At 64.8% G+C, this 19052-nt stretch carries 20 protein-coding genes; 7 read left to right on the forward strand and 13 right to left on the reverse strand.

The window, feature by feature from the left end; all coding sequences use genetic code 11:
- Window positions 1-6 precede the first annotated feature (6 nt).
- Entirely contained in the window at window positions 7-1404 is a 1398-nt protein-coding gene (lpdA, locus tag XH79_RS38480) for a dihydrolipoyl dehydrogenase (RefSeq protein WP_271585070.1), read from the forward strand.
- 17 nt (window positions 1405-1421) lie between these two features.
- Here lpdA and XH79_RS38485 read toward each other — a convergent pair whose 3' ends face one another.
- Genes XH79_RS38485 through XH79_RS38505 form a run of 5 tightly spaced genes read right to left on the reverse strand, consistent with a single transcriptional unit; the run spans window position 1422 to window position 6447 of the window.
- Window positions 1422-2714 (reverse strand): NAD(P)/FAD-dependent oxidoreductase, encoded by a 1293-nt coding sequence (locus XH79_RS38485; RefSeq protein WP_245003413.1) that lies wholly within the window; start codon window positions 2712-2714, stop codon window positions 1422-1424.
- A gap of 9 nt (window positions 2715-2723) precedes the next feature.
- Window positions 2724-4115, reverse strand: a complete 1392-nt coding sequence (locus tag XH79_RS38490) for an MmgE/PrpD family protein (protein WP_271585071.1) — start codon at window positions 4113-4115, stop codon at window positions 2724-2726.
- 34 nt (window positions 4116-4149) lie between these two features.
- Window positions 4150-4866 (reverse strand): amino acid ABC transporter permease, encoded by a 717-nt coding sequence (locus tag XH79_RS38495; protein ID WP_271585072.1) that lies wholly within the window; start codon window positions 4864-4866, stop codon window positions 4150-4152.
- 2 nt (window positions 4867-4868) lie between these two features.
- The gene (locus XH79_RS38500; RefSeq protein ID WP_271585073.1) at window positions 4869-5540 is read right to left on the reverse strand and encodes an amino acid ABC transporter permease; all 672 of its coding nucleotides are present in this window, start codon (window positions 5538-5540) and stop codon (window positions 4869-4871) included.
- Window positions 5541-5595: 55 nt separating this feature from the next.
- Window positions 5596-6447 (reverse strand): transporter substrate-binding domain-containing protein, encoded by an 852-nt coding sequence (locus XH79_RS38505; protein WP_271585074.1) that lies wholly within the window; start codon window positions 6445-6447, stop codon window positions 5596-5598.
- Window positions 6448-6594: 147 nt separating this feature from the next.
- On the opposite strand from XH79_RS38505, the gene XH79_RS38510 reads away from it, so the two are divergent.
- Window positions 6595-7374: an IclR family transcriptional regulator gene (locus XH79_RS38510; RefSeq protein WP_271585075.1), complete on the forward strand. Its 780-nt coding sequence runs from the start codon at window positions 6595-6597 to the stop codon at window positions 7372-7374.
- Between the two features lie 19 nt (window positions 7375-7393).
- Here XH79_RS38510 and XH79_RS38515 read toward each other — a convergent pair whose 3' ends face one another.
- The gene (locus XH79_RS38515) at window positions 7394-8170 is read right to left on the reverse strand and encodes a LamB/YcsF family protein (protein ID WP_271585076.1); all 777 of its coding nucleotides are present in this window, start codon (window positions 8168-8170) and stop codon (window positions 7394-7396) included.
- A 146-nt stretch (window positions 8171-8316) separates the two neighbouring features.
- On the opposite strand from XH79_RS38515, the gene pxpB reads away from it, so the two are divergent.
- Window positions 8317-9066, forward strand: coding sequence for a 5-oxoprolinase subunit PxpB (pxpB, locus tag XH79_RS38520; RefSeq protein ID WP_271585077.1), 750 nt, complete (start codon window positions 8317-8319; stop codon window positions 9064-9066).
- Between the two features lie 8 nt (window positions 9067-9074).
- Entirely contained in the window at window positions 9075-10100 is a 1026-nt protein-coding gene (locus tag XH79_RS38525) for a biotin-dependent carboxyltransferase family protein (RefSeq protein WP_271585078.1), read from the forward strand.
- A 28-nt stretch (window positions 10101-10128) separates the two neighbouring features.
- On the opposite strand, the gene XH79_RS38530 is transcribed toward XH79_RS38525, so the two are convergent.
- On the reverse strand, window positions 10129-11205 hold the full coding sequence (locus tag XH79_RS38530; RefSeq protein ID WP_271585079.1) for a flavodoxin family protein: 1077 nt from the start codon (window positions 11203-11205) through the stop codon (window positions 10129-10131).
- Window positions 11206-11309: 104 nt separating this feature from the next.
- Window positions 11310-11918 carry a cysteine hydrolase family protein gene (locus XH79_RS38535; RefSeq protein WP_271585080.1) on the reverse strand — a complete coding sequence of 203 codons (609 nt, stop codon included), beginning with the start codon at window positions 11916-11918 and terminating at the stop codon, window positions 11310-11312.
- 218 nt (window positions 11919-12136) lie between these two features.
- Here XH79_RS38535 and XH79_RS38540 point away from each other — a divergent pair, with 218 nt between their 5' ends.
- Together XH79_RS38540 and XH79_RS38545 are read left to right on the forward strand one after the other, a co-directional pair.
- Window positions 12137-12472: a cupin domain-containing protein gene (locus tag XH79_RS38540; protein ID WP_212337892.1), complete on the forward strand. Its 336-nt coding sequence runs from the start codon at window positions 12137-12139 to the stop codon at window positions 12470-12472.
- Window positions 12473-12807: 335 nt separating this feature from the next.
- Window positions 12808-13689, forward strand: a complete 882-nt coding sequence (locus XH79_RS38545; RefSeq protein ID WP_212337891.1) for a hypothetical protein — start codon at window positions 12808-12810, stop codon at window positions 13687-13689.
- 76 nt (window positions 13690-13765) lie between these two features.
- Here XH79_RS38545 and XH79_RS38550 read toward each other — a convergent pair whose 3' ends face one another.
- The 5 genes from XH79_RS38550 to XH79_RS38570 form a co-directional block, all read right to left on the reverse strand.
- Window positions 13766-14092: a hypothetical protein gene (locus XH79_RS38550; protein ID WP_271585081.1), complete on the reverse strand. Its 327-nt coding sequence runs from the start codon at window positions 14090-14092 to the stop codon at window positions 13766-13768.
- A 225-nt stretch (window positions 14093-14317) separates the two neighbouring features.
- Window positions 14318-14506, reverse strand: a complete 189-nt coding sequence (locus XH79_RS38555) for a hypothetical protein (protein WP_271585082.1) — start codon at window positions 14504-14506, stop codon at window positions 14318-14320.
- 172 nt (window positions 14507-14678) lie between these two features.
- On the reverse strand, window positions 14679-16457 hold the full coding sequence (locus tag XH79_RS38560) for an acyl-CoA dehydrogenase (RefSeq protein WP_271585083.1): 1779 nt from the start codon (window positions 16455-16457) through the stop codon (window positions 14679-14681).
- A gap of 254 nt (window positions 16458-16711) precedes the next feature.
- Window positions 16712-17776 (reverse strand): alkene reductase, encoded by a 1065-nt coding sequence (locus XH79_RS38565; protein ID WP_271585084.1) that lies wholly within the window; start codon window positions 17774-17776, stop codon window positions 16712-16714.
- Between the two features lie 6 nt (window positions 17777-17782).
- On the reverse strand, window positions 17783-18958 hold the full coding sequence (locus tag XH79_RS38570; RefSeq protein ID WP_271585188.1) for an ABC transporter substrate-binding protein: 1176 nt from the start codon (window positions 18956-18958) through the stop codon (window positions 17783-17785).
- On the opposite strand from XH79_RS38570, the gene XH79_RS38575 reads away from it, so the two are divergent.
- The gene (locus XH79_RS38575; protein WP_271585194.1) at window positions 18891-19037 is read left to right on the forward strand and encodes a hypothetical protein; all 147 of its coding nucleotides are present in this window, start codon (window positions 18891-18893) and stop codon (window positions 19035-19037) included. The two genes, XH79_RS38570 and XH79_RS38575, sit on opposite strands and share 68 nt — an antisense overlap.
- Window positions 19038-19052: the final 15 nt, after the last annotated feature.

The raw sequence follows: 19052 nt of genomic DNA on the forward strand, positions 1-19052 counted from the left end.
GAAGCAATGACCGAGATCACCTGTCAGCTTGTCGTTATCGGTGGCGGCCCCGGCGGCTATGTGTGCGCGATCCGCGCCGGCCAGCTCGGCCTCGACACCGTCCTCGTCGAACGCGGCAAGCTGGGCGGAAGCTGCCTGAACGTCGGCTGCATTCCCTCCAAGGCGATGATTCACGTTGCCGAGGAATTCGAGAAGCTGACGGAGGCCGCCAGCGGCAAGACACCGTTCGGCCTGACGGCCGCGCAACCAGCACTGGACTTCAAGCAGGCGATCGCCTGGAAGGACGGCATCGTCCAACGCCTGAACAACGGCGTCGCCGCGCTGCTCCGCAAGGCCAAGGTCAAGATCGTGCAGGGCCATGCACGCTTCCGCGACGGCAAGACGATCGTCGTCGAGACCGAGACCGGCCCGAAGACGATCAAGGCCGAGACGGTCGTGATCGCGACCGGCTCGGCGCCCGTCGAGTTGCCGTCGCTGCCGTTCGGCGGCAGGGTCATCTCCTCGACCGGCGCTCTCTCGCTCGCAGAAGTGCCAAAGTCCCTTGTCGTCGTCGGCGGCGGCTATATCGGGCTCGAACTCGGGACCGCCTTCGCCAAGCTGGGGAGCAAGGTGACCGTGGTGGAGGCGCAGGACAACGTCCTGCCGCTCTACGATGCCGAGCTGACCGCTCCGATCACAAGACGCCTGAGCGCGCTCGGCGTCGAAGTGATGTCCGGCGCCAAGGCGCTCGGCCTCACCGCTAAGAGCGACGGATTGCGCGTCGAGACGGCCGACGGCCGCGAGCGCAGCCTGAAGGCTGACAAGATTCTCGTCACGGTCGGGCGCGCGCCGGTCACTGCCGCATTGGGGCTGGAGCAGCTCGTGCTCGACATGGACGGCGGCTTCATTCGGATCGGCCAGCATTGCGAGACCTCGATGCGCGGCATCTACGCGATCGGCGATGTCACGGGAGAACCGATGCTGGCCCATCGCGCCATGGCGCAGGGCGAGATGGTGGCGGAAATCGCCGCCGGCATGCCGCGCGCATGGGACAAGCAGTGCATCCCGGCGATCTGCTTCACCGATCCCGAGATCGTCTCGACGGGCCTGTCACCGGAAGAGGCTCGCCGAGCAGGCATCGACATCAAGGTTGGGCAATTTCCCTTTGCAGCCAACGGCCGCGCGATGACGCGCCATGGCGAGCCCGGCTTTGTGCGCGTCGTCGCCAGGGCCGACAATCAGCGCGTCCTTGGTATCCAGGCGGTCGGCCAGGGCGTATCGGAGCTTTCTGCCGCGTTTGGCCTCGCGATCGAGATGGGCGCGGTCTTGCAGGACATCGCCGGCACGATCCACGCGCATCCCACGCTGGGCGAAGCGATCCAGGAAGCCGCCTTCAAGGCGCTCGGCCACGCCATCCACGTCTAGCTTCGTTACCGCTCCGATCAGGAGAACCGCCGGTCGATGCCGTCACGCAGGTGATACCAGGCGCTGACGATCGGGAGGAACCATGGTCGACCGCCATAGTAGAACTCGGTCGGAAACTCGGGCGCATCGAACGCAACGCGCCTGTTCGCCTTGCCGAGAATCTTGAGCGCGGTCTGATGGCCTAGATAGGTCATCAGCGCGACGCCGTTGCCGTTGCAGCCCATCGCGAAATGGACGCCTTCGTCGGTCCCCATATGCGCGACCTTGTCGAAGGTCATCGCGACCTTGCCGCGCCAGGAATGCGTGATCCGGAACTTGGAGAGCTGCGGCCAGACCTCCTCGAGCCGGGCGGCGAGCGTCGTCGCCGCCGTGCGCTCGTCGACATCGACGAAGCTCGGACGGCTGCCGAACAGGATCCGCGTGCCATCGGGCGAAGGCCGTGTATAGTACAGCTCACGCTGGCTGTCGGAGATCATGCGCCGGCCGGGATTGATCGCATCCATCAATTCGGGCGGGAGCGGTTCGGTCGCGATCTGGTAGCTGTAGACCGGAATGACCCGCTTGCGCAGCCGCGGCGTCGCCTGGCCGGTATAGCCGTTGGTCGCCACCACCACCTCGCGCGCACGCACTTCACCCCGCCCGGTGACAACGCGAAAGCCGCCCTCCTCGCGCTCGATCGCCTTGACCGGCGCGTGCGAGAACAGGCGGGCACCGCAGCGGCGCGCGAGGTCACGCAGTGAGCGCGCATAGAGTCCCGGATGCAGCCCGCCATAGTCGTCGACCACGATGCCGCCGTGATAGAACTCGGTCGCCGTGATGCGCTGCTGCTCGCTGCGGGGGATGGTGTGCACGGTCACGCCCGTCATCTGGTGCAGCAGTTCGCCCTGCCTGCGCAGGCGATCGAAATGCTTCGGCACAAAGGCAGCGAAGTAGCGGCCGCTCTTGTGATAGCCCGCGTCGAGCTTCTCCTGGGCGATCAGGTTCTCGATGTGCTCGAACGATGCGACGGAGTCGGCCAGCAGATCCGACACGCGCTCGCGCGCCTTGCCGCGCACGGCGCCCGTCATCACCATCTTCTGACCGCTGGAGACCATGCCGCCGCTACGCGTGCTCGCGCCGGCGCCCAGCGCTTCGGCATCCAGCACCACCGTGTCGGTACCGTTCCTGGCGAGCTCGGCCGCGGCTGACAACCCGCTATAGCCGCTGCCGACGACGACGACGTCGGCTTTGGCCGGAAGCGGATCCCTGGCGTCCTCGGGAGGCGCGGCGTCCCACCAATAGGGGTCCGTGATGAGCTGCGAAACGTCCATCTTCATCTCCTAGATCAAGGGGCCCTGCGGCGCGCAGAGCGCGTCGAAGCATCGGGCCGCATCGGCAAGCGCATCGGCGCCAAGCAAGGTTTCGAAGGTCGAAGCCGCCGCCGCGCCAAGCACGCTGCCGGCATTCGCGAGGAACTTTTCGCGCAACCGTGCGCGGCTGAGCCGATGCCGGCGGCTGCCACTCGGCTGCTCCGTGTAGCGCTCGACGATCGAGCCGTCCTCAAAAATGATCCGCAGGCGACTCGCCAGCGAGATGCCGCCGCCGGCCTTCGGCAGGCTGGCGTCGGGCTTCATCACGATGCGCGCCATCAATGCACGCACGCGATCGTCGGCGGCGAGCGCGTCGTCGAATTCGGCAAGGCCGAGCCGGCCGCGCATCAGCCCGACGGCAAGGCAATAGGGCATGCTGAACTTGCCCTCCAGCGCGGTCCTCGCGCCGTCATGGATCAGGATGCCCGGCGCCGCCTCGTCGACGTCGACCTCGATGGAGCGGATCGCGGCCGGATCGAGGTTGCGCTCCGACATCAGGGCGAAGAGCGAATCGAGCGCGGTGTGCGCGCAGGTGCAGCAGGGATAGGCCTTGATCGTCACGCCGGGAGAATCGAGCAGCCAGGGACGACCGAAATCGGCGGGCTCCATCTGCAAGGCCTGGCCGCCGAAGACCTTCACAAAACCCGTCGGGCCGAACAGGCTGCCGGGCGTCGACGAGAAGCCGCCGCGGGCCAGTTCTGCCGCCATGACTCCGCTCCGCGCGGCGTTGCCGGTCTGGAGCGATTTCGTGTCGCTGCCGAAATTGCTGCGTAGGCCGCCAGCGAGTGAGGCCGCAATTCCGAGCGCATGCCGCATGCGCTCGGGGGCCAGATCGAAAACGAGGCCCGCGGCCGCGGCGGCGCCAAGCGCACCCAGCGTCGCGGTCGCGTGGAAACCGCGCGTGTAGTGCGAGGGATTCAGCAATGGTCCGAGGCGCATGATCAACTCGACGCCGGCGACATAGGCCTCGACGAGCCGGTCACCGGGAACGGGGGCAAGCTCGGCGGCGGCGGCCGCCGCGGTCAGCACCGTGACCGTCGGATGCGACAGCGACAGCTCGGCCTCGTCGTCGTCGAAATCATCGATATGGCCTGCGACCGCGTTGAGCAGCGCAGCGTCCCGCGCCGGCAGGAAGCCCGCTCCGCCCCAGATTCTGGTGTGCCCTGGCGCAGCCGACGGCCGCGGCGCAAGCACATGCGAAAGGCGCAGAAAGGTCTCGGAGCGCAGGCCGGCCGCAGCCACGCCGACGAAGTCGGCAATATGCTCGCAGGCGAGGGTTCGGATCGCGGGCGGCAACTCAGGCGCTCGCGCAACGATCGCGGCGGCGAGACTGGCTTCGAGAGTTGCGGCGTCAACGGTCATGGCACATTCGCTGGATACGAGTGGAAGGAGATGCTCAGCCGCGCGGGACCTGCGAGAGGCGGGTGAGAGACGGCTTATCGGCCTGCGCGCGCTCATGCCGGCCGAGCCCGGCCTCGAGACGTCCGCTGGCGAACGACAGGGTAGAGCAAAGCAAGAAATAGATGACGAGCACGACGCCATACAGCGTGAAGGGCGAGAGACCGCCATCCATGATGGTGGTGCGCTCGATGACGATCTGGGCGGTCTTCAGCAGTTCGCGCACGCCGATCAACGCGCCGATCGAGGTCCCCTGCACGAGTTGCGTGACGAGGCCGAGATAGGGCGGCAGGATCGGCCGCAATGCCTGCGGCAGGATGACGAACCTCATCGCCTTGAGCGGATGCAGTCCCAGGGCCGCACTGGCATCGAATTGCCCTCTCGGAATCGCCCTGATGCCTGCGCGGATGATGATCGCACCATTGGCGCCGCCCCATGCGCCGAGACCCACCACCGTTGCGCCGAACGGATTGAGGCCGATGCCGATGGCAGGCGCCACGAAATAGACCATCATGATGGTGACGAAGAGCGGAATGTCGCGCATCACTTCGACGAGAATCCGGGACGGCCATTGCAGCCAGACCGACCTCGACAGCATCCCCGCGGCGAGCAGGACGGCAACCGTCGTCGCAGCGACGATGACTGCGAGCGTCAGCGCCAGGGTCAGGGCGAGCCCCTGCGCCAAGATCTCCTGGTTGATGAGGATGGTCTGCATCGCTATCGCGCCAGGAAAGGTCGTTGCAGGTAGGATTCGAGCCTGGTCGCTCCGGCCGACATCGCCAGCACGAGGACGAGATAGAAGATGCAGATCGCGGCGAAGAGCTCGATGGTGCGGAATTCGAGCGAGTTGCGATCAATCGCCACGAACGTCAGCTCGGCAAGCCCGATGGCCTGCAAGTAGGACGAGTTCTTCAGCATCGCGATGCTGGTATTGGCCATCGACGGAACGGCGGTGCGCAAGGCGATGGGAAGCGCGACCAGCAGCGCGTATTGCCAGGCCTTGAGCCCGAGCGCGCGCGCCGCATCACGGGTGCCCTGGGATACCCCGACATACCCGGCGCGAAAACTCTCGAGGTGATAGCAGCCACCCCAGACCGAGAGGCAGAGGACGCCCGACCAGAACGCCGACAGCCGGACGCCGATCACGGGCAGCCCGTAGAAGATGAAAAAGAGCTGAACCAGCAGCGGCGTGTTCCGGATGAAGGCAACATAGCCGCGGGCCGGCCAGACGAGGAAAGGACGGCCCGAGAGGCGCATGACGGCCCCGATCGCGCCGATCGCGAGCGAAAGCAGGATCGCGATCACGCTGACGATTAATGTCGTGCGCAACCCGCGCAGCAGCGCGGGGAGCGTATCGTAGAGGTAGGCCCAATCGAAGCCGTCGATCATGCTGCGTCACCTCGAGGACGGCCGCGGAAGACGGCCGTCACCCAGCAAGGCTGGCTCACTTCTTCGGTGCGTCGCTTTCGTAGAATTTGATCGTCTCGTCGCGAACCATGACGTCGGAGACTACCGTCGGCACGACCTTGGAATAGAATTTTTCGTCGCGCAGCTTGCCGAGCTGCGCATCCAGCCAGGCTTTCCATTCCGCCTCGTTCTTGCGCAGGCCGGCGCCGATGAACGCGACGTCGAAGACCTCCTGTTCCGGCAGGATCGCCAGATCCTTGTTGGCCGAGAGGATCGGAAACAGCACCGAGGTGTCGCCTGCGTAACCGTCCGCCCGCCCCTGGCGCATCGCCTGAAGCGCTTCGGCGACCGTGTTCAGTCGCAGCGTCTGGACATCTGGCATGTTCTTCTCGAGCCAGACGGCCTGCGATGCGCCCTTGAGCACGGAGATGGTCTTGCCCTTGAAGTCCGCGAGCGACTTCGCAGCGCCGCTCTTGAGCTGGATGACGCCGCTTGCGCCCCAGCAATAGGGAGTGGTGAAGTCGATCACCTTCTGCCGCTCGGGGTAGATCCCGAGCGTGGCGATGATCAGATCGACCTTCTTGGCGTTCAGCGTCGGAATGCGTGCCTCGGAGGTGACGCATTGCAATTCGGCCTTGTCGGGCGAACCGAACGCGATCTCGGCGATGCGCCTCGCCATCTCGACCTCAATGCCGGCGAACTTGCCCTTCTCGTCCAGGAAGCCGGAGGGCGGGTAATCGCATTTGACGCCGACCTTCAGGACGCCCTGGCTCTTGATGAAATCCGGAAGCGAAGGTTCAGCCGCGTGCGCGGCACCGAGGCCGGCCACGAGAACCCATACGCAGGCAGCGATCAGGCGGCCCGCGCCGCCGATAGTGGAAAGACGCATGACGATCCTTTCGATCGGTGTAGGCGCCGCCCCGGCATCGCAGCGTTACCGGAAAGATTGATCATCTCCCGAAACTGGTCAACAAAAATTCGTATAGTGATTGAAATTCTATAATAACTTCCAGAATATGGATTTCTTGGAGACAAAATGAAGAAACAGAGCGGAGCACAGGCGTTGGAGCGAGGACTCGCCGTGCTCGAGGCCGTTGCCGCTGCGCCACCGGAAGGAATGCGGCTCACCGAAATCGCCGAGATCTGCGGGCTCGAGCAACCAACAGCGCATCGTCTCGTCGCGGCCCTCGAACGCGGCGGCTATCTCACCCGCGTCGGCGATAGCAAGCGTCTCCGCCTCGGGCTCAAGCTGTTTCAACTCGGCGCGACGGGAGCCGATGCCGGAGGTCTTGCCGCCGCGGCGCGCCCCGCACTGGTCCGACTTGCGGCAGCCTCGGGCGACTGCATGTTCCTGATGGCGCGTTCCGGCTTCGACGCCGTCTGTCTCGACCGCCAGGATGCGAACTACACGATACGCAGCCTCACCGGTCATGTCGGCGGGGCGACCCCGCTGGGACTAGGTCCGGGCAGCACGACGATCCTTGCGCATCTGCCGGAGGCCGAGCGAGCGGAGGTGCTCGTCGCAAACCGCGAACGCATCCTCGCTTTGGGACACGACGTGCCGTCCAAGGCGGATCTGGCGGCAATCCGCAAGCGCGGCTTCTGCCATGAGGTCAATCGCTCGGTCGCCGGCATCGTCGGAGCGGCCGTTCCGATCATGACCCCAAAGGGCCATCCGATCGCGGCGATCGCGATCGGCGCGACGGAAGCCCGGCTGCCGGAGACGCGATTGATCGACGTCATCGCCACGATGAAGGAGGAAGCGCGCAGGATCGAGGCGATCATCGCTTCATCGCGAGACGGGCTTCTCTCGTGAGGGAGCGGCCGGCAGACGATCAGGCGCCGATGACGTCAGCCATTGGCGCCAGCATCATTCCCGCTGCGGCAAGGCGCGCCTTCAGGCGCTGCGCCATCGCAACTGCGCCGGGCGTATCGCCGTGGACACAGACGCTGTCGATACGAGTCGGTAGCTGCGCTCCCGACAGGCACGTGATCGCGCGGTCCTCGATCATGCGAATGACCCGTTCGGAGGCGACCTCAGCATCATGAATGACGGATCCGGCGAGGCGGCGCGACACCAGATTACCGTTGTCGGCATAGGCACGATCGGCATAGATCTCGCGCACCAGCGGCAGGCCGAATTTCTCGCCGGCCCGCTCGGTTTCCTGGCCGGGCATCACCACGAAGATCAGGTTGCGGTCGATGGTGCGGATCGCACGTGCCACGGCTTCGGCGAGGTCGCGATCCTCCGCGGCGATGTTGCCGAGCGCGCCGTGGGTCTTGACGTGGCGGACGGGGTGACCGGCGTCGGAGGCCAGCGCCATCAGCGCGCCCACCTGGTAGAGCACGATCTTCTCGATGTCGGCGGGGCGCTCGCCCTGGATGGGCCGGCGGCCAAAACCCCAGAGATCGAGAAAGCCGGGATGCGCACCGGCCTGCACGCCATTGGCCTTCGCCTCGCTCAAGGTGCGATGCATGACCAGCGGATCGCCGGCATGAAAGCCGCAGGCGATGTTGGCGGAGGTGACGGTCCGCAGCATCTCGGCGTCATCGCCGAGGCTATAGACGCCGAAACCTTCGCCCATGTCGCAGTTCATATCGATCAGAGTCATCGTCGTCCTCATTAGGCGTGCAGGTTCGATATACCCATGATACGGGGTGTGCGTCACGAAAAATCCGGCGCGCCGCTTGCATGGGGCGGTGACGCTTTTCGAAGGGCATGCGTAGCTCCAACACCTTTGCGATGGCATGAACGAGCATGTTGAATGATGCACTCTACGCGGTGCCGCGATTCCGCCGATCCGGCGACGCTGCGCTGACGGTCGAAGTCGGCGACGGCATCCACGCCGATGTCAACGCGCGCGTCGTCGACCTCGACCGTGCGTTGACCGAGCGTGCGCTGCCCGGCATCGTCGAAATCGTGCCGACCTACCGCACGCTGCTGGTCTGCTTCGATCCGGTCGTGCTGTCACGGCGCGACGTCGAGGCAGAGATCATGGCGCTGTGGCCGCCGGTCGCCCCGAAGGGACAGATCCGCCGCCGCTGGACCGTTCCAGTCGCCTATGGCGGCGACAACGGCATGGACCTGGACTGGCTCGCACAGCGGCTCGACACCACCACGGACGAGATCGTCGCGCGGCACAGCGCAGCCGAATACCGTGTCTACATGATCGGATTCATGCCGGGGTTTGCCTATCTCGGCGGGCTCGATCCCGCGCTTCATGTCGACCGGCGCCCGGAACCCCGGCTCGTAACGCCCCCGTGCAGCGTCTCCGTCGGAGGCCAGCAGGCCGCAGTCGCGCCGCCACTCGCCGCGCCAAGCGGCTGGCACATGCTCGGGCGCACGCCCGTGCGCTCCTATGACCCGCGACGCACGCACGAGCCCTTCCTGTTCCGCGCAGGCGATCTGCTGCGGTTTCATCCCATCGCCGCTACCGAATTTGCCGCGCTGGAGCGCGCGGCTGAAACGAGCGCGATCATCGCCGAGAGAGAAGAGTTGAAGGTCTGAGCGGCGCAATGCCTGTTGATCTCGAAATCATCGAGCCCGGTCTCGCAACGACCCTCCAGGATCTTGGCCGCAGCGGCTTCCAACGCTTCGGCATCTCGGCGTCGGGCGTGATGGATCCGATTGCGCTCGCAACCGCCAACGCTTTGGTCGGCAATAAGCTTGAGACGGCCGCCCTCGAAATCACCCTCGCAGGACCCACGCTCACCTGCGCCGGTGCCGATATCCGCTTCGCGCTTGCAGGTGCGGACTTCGCTATCGCCATCGACGGCCGGCCGGTCTCATCCCACGAAACGCACGATCTGAAGGCAGGCCAGCGCCTCTCGATCGGGACCGCGCGGGATGGCGCGCGCGCCGTGCTCGCCGTCTCCGGTGGATTTCAGATCGCGCCGATGCTCGGCAGCGTCTCGACGCATTCGCGCAGCCAGCTCGGCGGGCTCGACGGTGGTCCGCTGCGTGCGGGCGATCGGTTGCCGCTGGCAGCTCCCGGACTGCCGCCGCGGCCGCATCTGATGGTGTCCCCCGCGCACCGCCGCCGCACGCAAGGCCCCGTTCGCGTCCTCCTCGGCCCGCAGGACGATGCCTTCAGCGCCGAGGGGATCGCAACGTTCTTCGCCTCCGACTACACCGTCACCGCGCTGTCCGATCGCATGGGATGCCGGCTCGAAGGGCCGCGGGTTCAGCACGCGGGTGCGGTCGGTATCGTTTCCGACGGCACAGTGTTCGGCAGCATCCAGATTCCGGGAAATGGCCAGCCGATCATCCTGCTCGCCGATCGCCAGACCACCGGAGGATATCCAAAGATCGCAACCGTGATCTCGGCGGACCTGCCGCGGCTCGCTCAGCTCCGCCCCGGCGAACGCATCCGCTTTCAGGCGATCGAGGAAGACGTTGCCGTGCAGCTCGCCCGCGACATGCGCGAACGGATCAGGCGCATCGATGCATCCCTGGTCGAGATCCAGCGTACCGCCGCACCGACGAGCGACCATTTGCTGGCGTGCAATCTCATTGGCGGCGTGATTTCCGCGTTCGATTGAACAGAGGCGAGCGCTGAACGGCCTCGCATCACTTCGGGTTTGGCTCCTCCAAACCCGCGCCCGGTTCATCGAACCGGCCGCCGCTCGCGAGCCGGACCGCATTTCCGAGCGCGCGCGCCACGTTCAGCACCTCCTGCTGAAATTCGCGGTCTTCGTCCAGCTCCTGATGCGACGTCGCATATTTCTCCATATAGCCGACATAGCCGTCGAGCTCACCGAAGCGACCCGCCGAGATCAGGTGCATGTCCGTCAGCCAGTCAGAGAGGGTTCTACGCACCCCCTCGGCGCCGACGCTGTCGCCGTGAACCACGAGGCCAAAATGGCGGCCGGCGAGATGACGCGGATAGGGCCAGCCTTTCAGCTCGATCGCCTTGGCCTCGTCCGCCTTCTTGCCGTGCGTCGAGGTCGGATCGGGATTTCCCCCATCGGCGCACACGAGCCGGTCCATCATCGCCTTGAATCCGGCCGGGACATGGTACCAGTTCACGGGCGTCACGATCAGGATGCCGTGGGCCGCGACCCAGAGCGGATAGATCTCGTTCATCCAGTCACTGGTCTGGCCCAGCGCGTAGTTCGGATAGCAGCTGCACGGCCAGTGGCAGAGCGGCATGGCGGTGGAAACGCAGGCTTTGCAGGGATGGATGTTCTTGCCGAACTCCGAGGTCAGGCGGGAAAGATCGAGGATGTCCACGGCAAAGCCCATCTCGATGAAGACCGGCTCGGCCATCTCGACCATGCGCCAGGTCTTGGACATTTCGCCAGGACAGGTGTGCTCGCTCCGGGCTGATCCGTTGATGATGAGGACGCGGAGAGGCGCACTGGCGTCATCATGCCGCCGCTGAGCCTCGATGACTGCAGAGCGGGCATTCAGCCAGTCGACCGCGAGATCGTAATCCGGATCGGAGAAGCCTGCCCCTGCTTTTCGGGTCACCGGCGCCTTGCGCGAATGACTGTAGGCATCCCAGGCCGCTCCGATCACAGCATCCAGCTCATGCTGCAGGGGCGCAAACGAGGGATCAACGAACTGGTCCCTGTAGCGGCGCTCAAACTCCTGGCGCGACAGTTTGACGGGCGGCATTCCCTTGCGAACGTCCGGTTGCGTCATGCTGTCTCCTCTGGATATCGGTGCGATCCGATAAACCGGAGAGTGCTGCGTGCGGTTCCTAAGGCAGGAGGCGTCGCTGCTATAGGCGGCGCAGTACCATCTTGCTATTCACGCCAGAATTCCGCGAGCTCCTCGGCGGTCACCAGATCGACCTGACCATGGAAGCGCGTGCGATACATCGTCATGAGCGCGTCATGGCCAACGTCGGATGAGCTGCACAGGGCGTCCTCCACGATGACGACCCTGAAGCCGAGATCGACCGCGCTCAAGACCGTCGACAGGACGCAAACATCGGTTTCGGTGCCGGTGATGACCACCGTGCCGATTCCTTTTTCGATCAACGAGGCGGCCAGCGCCGGATTGCTGAACGCCGAATAGGCCGGCTTGTCGATGATGCGAGCGGGCGGAACGTGGCGTGCCAGGGCCGGGACCAGGTCAAGCGCCGATGCCGGGAGATGGTTGCGGGTGGCCTGCTCCCAACGCCGGAAATAGCTGCGCCATTGCCCGGGACGGTCCTCCGGGTGTTGCGGCGTGATGAAGCGCGAAAACGCGGTTCGCGCCTCGTGGCGCGACACGATCGTGACGATCGCTGGCAGGACGCGCTCCATCCATGGAGTCTCCCAGAGACCGCCGGGCGCAAAGATGTTTTGCATGTCGATGCAGAGATGAACGGCATCGCGAATCTCCGCGACCTCCGACTTGCTATCCCTCATTGTCTGTCACCGACGGCCTGTATGACCCGTAGTCACGAGTCCGATCGATCCGTTTGCAACGCTCACGCCTGAGGTGCGTTGCGGCGCGCGGACTAGTTTCCGGCCACTGCAGGCCTGCCCAAGAAACCTGAAACAAGAACGCTGGTTCCAAGACGCGTCCGCGAGGAACAAGCAGGAGCCTGCCTTCTTAACCGGACAGAACGACGTCGGAGGTCAGCATGGGCGACACCACGATCAAGAAAGTTTCGGCGAGCCACTCCCCGATCGGGGAAATGGGACAGACGTACCTCGTCTCCGGAAAGCACGTTTCAATGCGCTTGTGGCAGAATGAGGCGCCGCAACAGGGCGCCACGACGCAGCGAGAGTACGAGACTGTTGGCTATGTCATTGCGGGGCAGGCCGAGCTCACGCTTGAAGGGCAAACGATCAATCTGAAACCCGGCGATTCCTGGCTTGTTCCAGCGCAGGCAAAGCACGCCTACCGGATTCAGAAGACCTTCACCGCGGTCGAGGCGACAGCACCGCCGGCCCAGGTGCACGGGCGCGACGATTGAACGGCCGCGCCGACCGGCGCGAAAGTGCACCGACCAAGCTGTCAGCGACGCTCCTCGCGCCGATCGTTTGGCGTTGGATGTAGCCGGCAGGCCGCCTCCTCTGCTCAAAGGTACGTAACCTTGACCGCTCCATGAGACGACCGTACCGCCACGGGGCGTGACGTCGTGTGGGCAGCGTCCTGGATCACCCACGGTCCTGAATAGGAACCCCCGCGACGACACCGAATTGGTACCGCACAATTCGGAGGACTTCGCATGGATGGGATCATTTATCTCGTTGGGTTGATCGTAATCATCATGTTCATCCTGTCTCTGTTCGGCTTGCGGTGATCATCATGGAAACGCTGGTGAGAGCCGAAGACGCGACGGTGCGCGAGCAAGGCCGATTGCGACCATGGAGCCTGCAATGGACGCCTGTCATCGCCGGCGCCTTGGCAGCATCGGCGCTTTCGCTGATCCTGATCTCGTTTGCAGCCGCCCTCGGGCTTGGCGTGGCCTCGGCGGCACCGACGTGGCGAGACGCATCGTTTGCACTTTGGCTGCTCTCGGGCGTTTTTCTGATCTTTCAAGCCCTCATCAGCTTCGGCTGTGGCGGCTATTTTGCCGGACGCATCCGGGCGCCCTATTCTTCCGTCAACGAGGACGTCGCGACCCGTGACGGGATGCATGGTGTCGCCTCCTGGGCACTCGCCGTCGTGATTGGCGCCGTCCTGACCGCATTGGTTGCCGGGGCGGCCAGCAAGCCATCATCATCGATGATGCAGGCGCCTTCGTCTTCCGAACCATCGGTTCTGAGTTACGAGGTCGATCGCCTGTTCCGCGCGCCGCGTCGGCCGCCGAACGTCGATTTGAGCGCCGAAAGAGCTGAGGCCGCGCGCATCCTGATGACGTCGTCCAGCCACAACGGCGTTGCCACCGACGATCGCGCCTACCTCGTCCAGCAGGTCACCGCGCTGACCGGCCTGACAGGCCCGGATTCGGAGAAGCGGGTCGATGCGACGATTGTGAACGCCAAGCAGGCGATTTCCAGGGCGCGCGCGGCCAGCATCATCCTGGCCTTTTCGGCGGCCGCTGCACTGCTGTTTGGAGCCGTTGCCGCCTGGGCCGGCGCCGCGGCGGGCGGACGGCACAGGGACGGCGCACCACTTTCCACCTGGATGACGCATTCGAACCGCTGGTCAAGCCGGCCGGCGGAGACGCCGCAGTCCATGCCTTAGAACGAAGAGGACGATCGCATAAACGGGCGCCCCGGTCACGGGGCGCCCTCGTTCATCGGAACCACAACGACCCCAGTCAGCAGCCCTCGTCGTCGGCAGCGGTCGACTTGCTGGCGTCGGCCGCAGTGGACTTGGTCGATTGCTCGGCAGCCGTCGGCTGGCTCTGCATCTGACGCTGGGCATCCTGCGACGAAGCCGCGGTGCCCTCGGTCGCCTTGTTCATGGCCGAGGTCGGCGGATGCTCCTTGGCATTCGATGAAGCAACTCCCGTCGTTTCACCGGCTTTCCCTGTTGTCACCGGCCCGGAGCCGGCATCGCGGCTGGCCGTATTGCAGGGCCCGCCGAGCGCAATGGTCGAACTGAGCACGAGCAGAGCGCCGGCCAGCATTGATTTTCCAAGCATGACAATCTCCTTCCTCGCATTCACCGGCTAGTGCTTGGCGGAGCCGGGTCCCGCCATCTTGCGATGCGACCTCAACGTCGTCCCGCACCCCACGTTCCAGGCGCGGACGAGCGCCGCTATCGCTCATCCGGCTTTACGCCCCTTGCCTTACGGATTCGACTTGCATCGGCTCCATGGTCAACACTCGCAAAACGCCTCGATCAGCGAGACGTTGTTCGTCCCCGTTCAAACAGGTTTGGCAGGATGTGCCGTACGCGGATGACGGTCGTGAAGCAGTCGCGCGAGCGCTTCCCGCTCCGAGGCATGCCCCTTCATCGCCGTCTCGAACAGCGCCTCCTGGACATCGCGCGGCATATCACCCCACACGTCCATGGCAGCCTGACCCAGCAGATAGGCAAAGCGTTCGTCGGCCATGTCGACCCTCCCTCTCACGCCTGAGGATAGGAACTGCAGGCGCCTGCCCGCGTTCCAAACCCATTATTTCGAGGCGGGGGAATTGCGGACACGGGACTGTTCACTGAGGACATCCAATTGATGGATGACCCGCCGATCCACGGTTTGGACGATCTCTATCGCGGCCACCAATTCAGTCGGCTAACTCGGCGATGCAACCGGCCTTCAAGGCGCCCGAGCCGTCGGTGACGATCCGTGCCAACCCAAAGCTTTGAACCGCCAGGTTCTCGGCGAAATAGCGGGCTGTCGCGATCGTGTCATGCAGGAAGCTATCGTCCGGATGCTGCTTCAGGCTGTCCGCGGCAGCCAGCGCTGCCTTGGCAAGATAGGCTGCACCGGCAGTGACGGCGAACAGACGCAGATAGGGCGTAGCGGCCGCCAACCGCTCTTCCATGGATGTTCCGCCGTGCAGGAGATGGGCCGAGGCTCGCCGGAGATCGGCTACGGCGTCGCATAGCGAAAGGCCTGTCCGCCCGAAGAGAGCGTCTGCACGCTTCTCGATCGTGCGTCCGTAGCTCTCGTATTCGTCGAACAGCTTCGCCGCGGTCGCCCCGCGGGGAAGCTTGCGCGTCACGAGGTCGATGGCCTGGATTCCATTAGTCCCTTCGTAGATCGGCGTGATCCGGGCATCACGATAGAGCTGCGCCGCTCCGGTTTCCTCCACATAGCCCATGCCGCCGTGAACTTGCAGGCCGATCGACGCGACTTCGACGCCGACCTCGCTGCAGAACGCCTTGGTGATCGGCGTGAGCAGGCCGGCAAGGGCGGCAGCGTCTTCGCGCGCCGCGGCCGAGCCGTGTTCGGCCTGATCGATGGCCGCCGCGGCGGCATAGGCGATCGCACGGCCCGCGGCGGTGAGCGCCTTCATCGTCATCAGGTTCCGGCGAACATCCGGATGCGCGATGATCGCGCAGGGCTGCGAGCTTCCCGGCGCGCGTCCCTGACGTCGGATCTTCGCGAAGGCGAGCGCGTGCTGATAGGCCCTCTCGGCGACCGCCACGCCCTGGATTCCCGTATAGAGGCGCGCCTTGTTCATCATGGTGAACATGCAGGTCAGGCCCTCGTTCTCCTTCCCGACGAGCCAACCCAACGCGCCGCCATCCTCGCCGAAAGACATCGCGCAGGTCGGGCTGGCGTGGATGCCGACCTTCTCCTCGAGCCGCGTGCATTTCACATCGTTGCGCCGGCCGATGCGCCCCTCCGCATCGAGCAGAAATTTGGGTACGAGAAAGAGGGAGATGCCCTTCGACCCTTCAGGCGCATCGGGCAGGCGCGCGAGCACCAGGTGCACGATGTTCTCCGTCAGATCGTGCTCACCATAGGTGATGAAGATCTTCTGGCCCGTGATGCGGTAGGTCCCATCGCCTGCGGGTACGGCCTTGGCCTTGAGCGCACCGAGATCGGAGCCGGCTTGAGGCTCCGTCAGATTCATGGTCGCGGTCCATTCGCCGCTGACCAACTCGGGGAGATAGGCCGCCTTGAGCGCCTCATCCGCGTGAAGGAACAACGCTTCGCTCGCACCCTGGGTCAGAACCGGCCCGAGCGCGAACGACATGCAGGCGCTCGTCCACATCTCTATGCAGGCCGCGGCGAGACGGGTCGGAAGCCCCATGCCGCCCCACTGCTCCGGCAGGTCGATCGCGTTCCAGCCCGCCCGGCTCCAGGCGGAGTAGGCTTCGCGCCAGCCATCCGGCAGAGTGACCCGGCCATCGGCGAAACGGGCGCCGATGAGATCGCCTTGCCGATTGAGCGGGCCGAGAACTTCGCTCGCGAACGTGCCGGCTTCGTTCAGCACGCTGTCGATGGTGTCGGCGCCGGCGTTCCCGTGCATGCCCGCGCGGATATGCTCGCCGAGATCGGCGACCGCATCCAATGCAAACGCGATCGATCGTACCGGCGCAGCATAGTCCATGTCTTCCTCCTTACGCCGTCGAGACGACCTGCCTGCGGCACTTCGCGCCGGTCGATTTAGTTATTAAATATAACTATTACGTGTCAATTGCATTTGTGGATGGGTTGGCCGGGAGAGCCTCGCGGACGTCGACGTGTGCAGAGACGAGCTGCACAACTCGCGCGCATGTCTTCCTCGCGAACGCCCCTCGCCGGCCGGAGGCGTCGCGCAGCCGCGTCGGCGTCACCTCCAGGTGCTCGGAGCGATCCAGCGGCTCAGAATTCGGTGTAGCCTTCGGCGCCCCGCGAATACCAGGTCGCCGGATCGGACGACGAAGGTGGGAGACCTCGTGCAAGTCGGTCCGGCAAGTCGGGATTGGCAATAAAGAGACGCCCGAACGCGATTGCATCGGCCTGGCCCGCATCGAGCGCGGCCTGCCCCTTCTCCGCGTCGTAGTCGGAGTTGAGCACCAACGGGCCGTTGAAGGCCCTGCGCATCAGCGGCGCGACGGGCAGCCGATCCGCCTTGCCGTTGGTCCCGTTGAAATCCGGTTCGCGCACCTCCAGAAACGCGATTCCAAGCGTGGAGAGCATTTTCGCCGCGACGACGAAGAGCCCCTCCGGATCATCGTCGTTCACGCCCTTGATCTCACCGTTTGGCGAAAGACGTACCGCCGTCCGGTCGGCGCCGATACTTTGGATAACCGCAGCCGTCACCTCCTGAAGAAGCCGAATACGGTTCTCGGCGCTTCCGCCATACCCGTCGCGCCGCAAGTTGGAACTGCTGCGGAGGAATTGATCGAGGAGATAGCCGTTCGCCGCATGGATCTGGACGCCGTCGAAGCCCGCGCGCACTGCGTTGCGGGCCGCGCTTGCGAACTGATCGACCAAGGCGGGAATCTCGGCGACGTCCAGCGCCTTCGCTTCCTCGTAAGGCAGCTTGCCGTCGTAGGTTTGAGCGAGACCCGGGGCCGTCGTTGCGGATGCGGACACCGGGCGACCGCGTCCCGGGAAGCTCGAATGCGTCAGCCTGCCCATGTGCCAGAGCTGAGCAACGATGCGCCCACCGGCGTGATGCACCGCGTCGGTGACGGCACTCCAGCCGTCGATCTGCTCCTCGCTCCAGATTCCCGGCGCGTAGGGCCAGGCCAACCCCTCGAGGCTTATGCCGATCGCTTCGGTGAGGATAAGCCCCGCCGATGCCCGCTGTCCGTAGTACTGCGCCATGATCGGCGTCGGCACGTGGTCGGGCGTGGCGCGGCCTCTCGTCATCGGCGCCATGAAGATCCGGTTGGCGGCTTCGATGGAGCCGAGCCGGATCCGGTCAAACAGACTTGCCATTCGTCATCAACGCTTCAGCAAAGGACACTTCGATTCCGGGATCGGCCTGAAGGCATCTTCACCCTTCACCGTCTTGACGATCTCGAGATAGTCCCACGGTTCCTTGGACTGCTCCGGTTTCTTCACCCGGGCAAGGTACATGTCGCGGATGACGCGTCCATCCTCACGCAGCTTGCCTTGATGCACGAACGCGTCCTCGATCGGCAGTTCGCGCATCTTCGGCATAACCTTGGCCGGATCATCACCGCCCGCCGCACTGATGGCCTTGAGATAATGAAGCACGGCGCCATAGACGCCGGTCTGGATCATCGAAGGCATGACGCCGGTCCGGGCGTAGAACTTCTTCGACCAGGCACGGGTCTTCTCGTCCATGTTCCAGTACGACGCTGTCGTCATGTAGGTGCCCTGCGCCTCGCGCAGGCCGATGGCATGTATGTCGGCATCGAACATCAGTAGCCCGACCAGCTTCTGACCGCCGCGCACGAGGCCGAACTCTGTCGCCTGCTTGATCGCATTCTGCGTGTCCTGGCCGGCATTGGCGAAGGCGACGACGTTTGATTTGGAGTTCTGTGCCTGGAGGGCAAAGGACGAAAAATCGGACGTGTTGGATGGATGACGGACGCTTCCGATCACCTCCCCGCCCGCCTGCTTGATGAAGCGGGTGGCGTCCTGCTCGAGCTGGTGTCCGAACGTGTAGTCCGCCGTGACGAAGAACCAGGACTTGCCGCCTTCCGCGACCATTGCCGAGGCCGTCACCTTTGCCAGCGCGTAAGTATCGTAGGTGAACTGCACGGTGTTGGCGCTGCACAGCTCGTCTGTCAGCGAGCTCGCGCCGGCGCCCGACAGCAACAGGACCTTGTTGCGCTCCCGCGCCATGTTGTGAAGCGCGATCGCGATCGCCGAGTTGGGAACGTCGACAATCGCGTCGACCTTGCCGTTGTCGAACCAGCCGCGCGCGAGCTGGGTGCCCACATCCACCTTCATCTGGTGATCGGCGCTGATCAGCTCGATCGGCTTGCCGAGCACGGTGGATCCGAACTCCTCGATGGCCATCTTGGCCGCTTCCACAGATCCCGGCCCGGTGTTGTCCCGGCCCCAGCTCGACAGATCGGTCATGACGCCGATCCTGACGGCATCGTCGGAGACCTGCGAAAGCGCCGGCGCGCATGCCCCTGACGAGATCGCCAGAGCACAAAGCAACCGTTTCATCATCCCAGCCATGCCCCTCCCCACTTTCCCGCGCTTGCTGCGCGGCTTCTGATATTGTTCAGAATAT

Origin of the sequence: Bradyrhizobium sp. CCBAU 45389 (assembly GCF_028128625.1) — a bacterium.
Lineage (GTDB): Bacteria > Pseudomonadota > Alphaproteobacteria > Rhizobiales > Xanthobacteraceae > Bradyrhizobium > Bradyrhizobium liaoningense_B.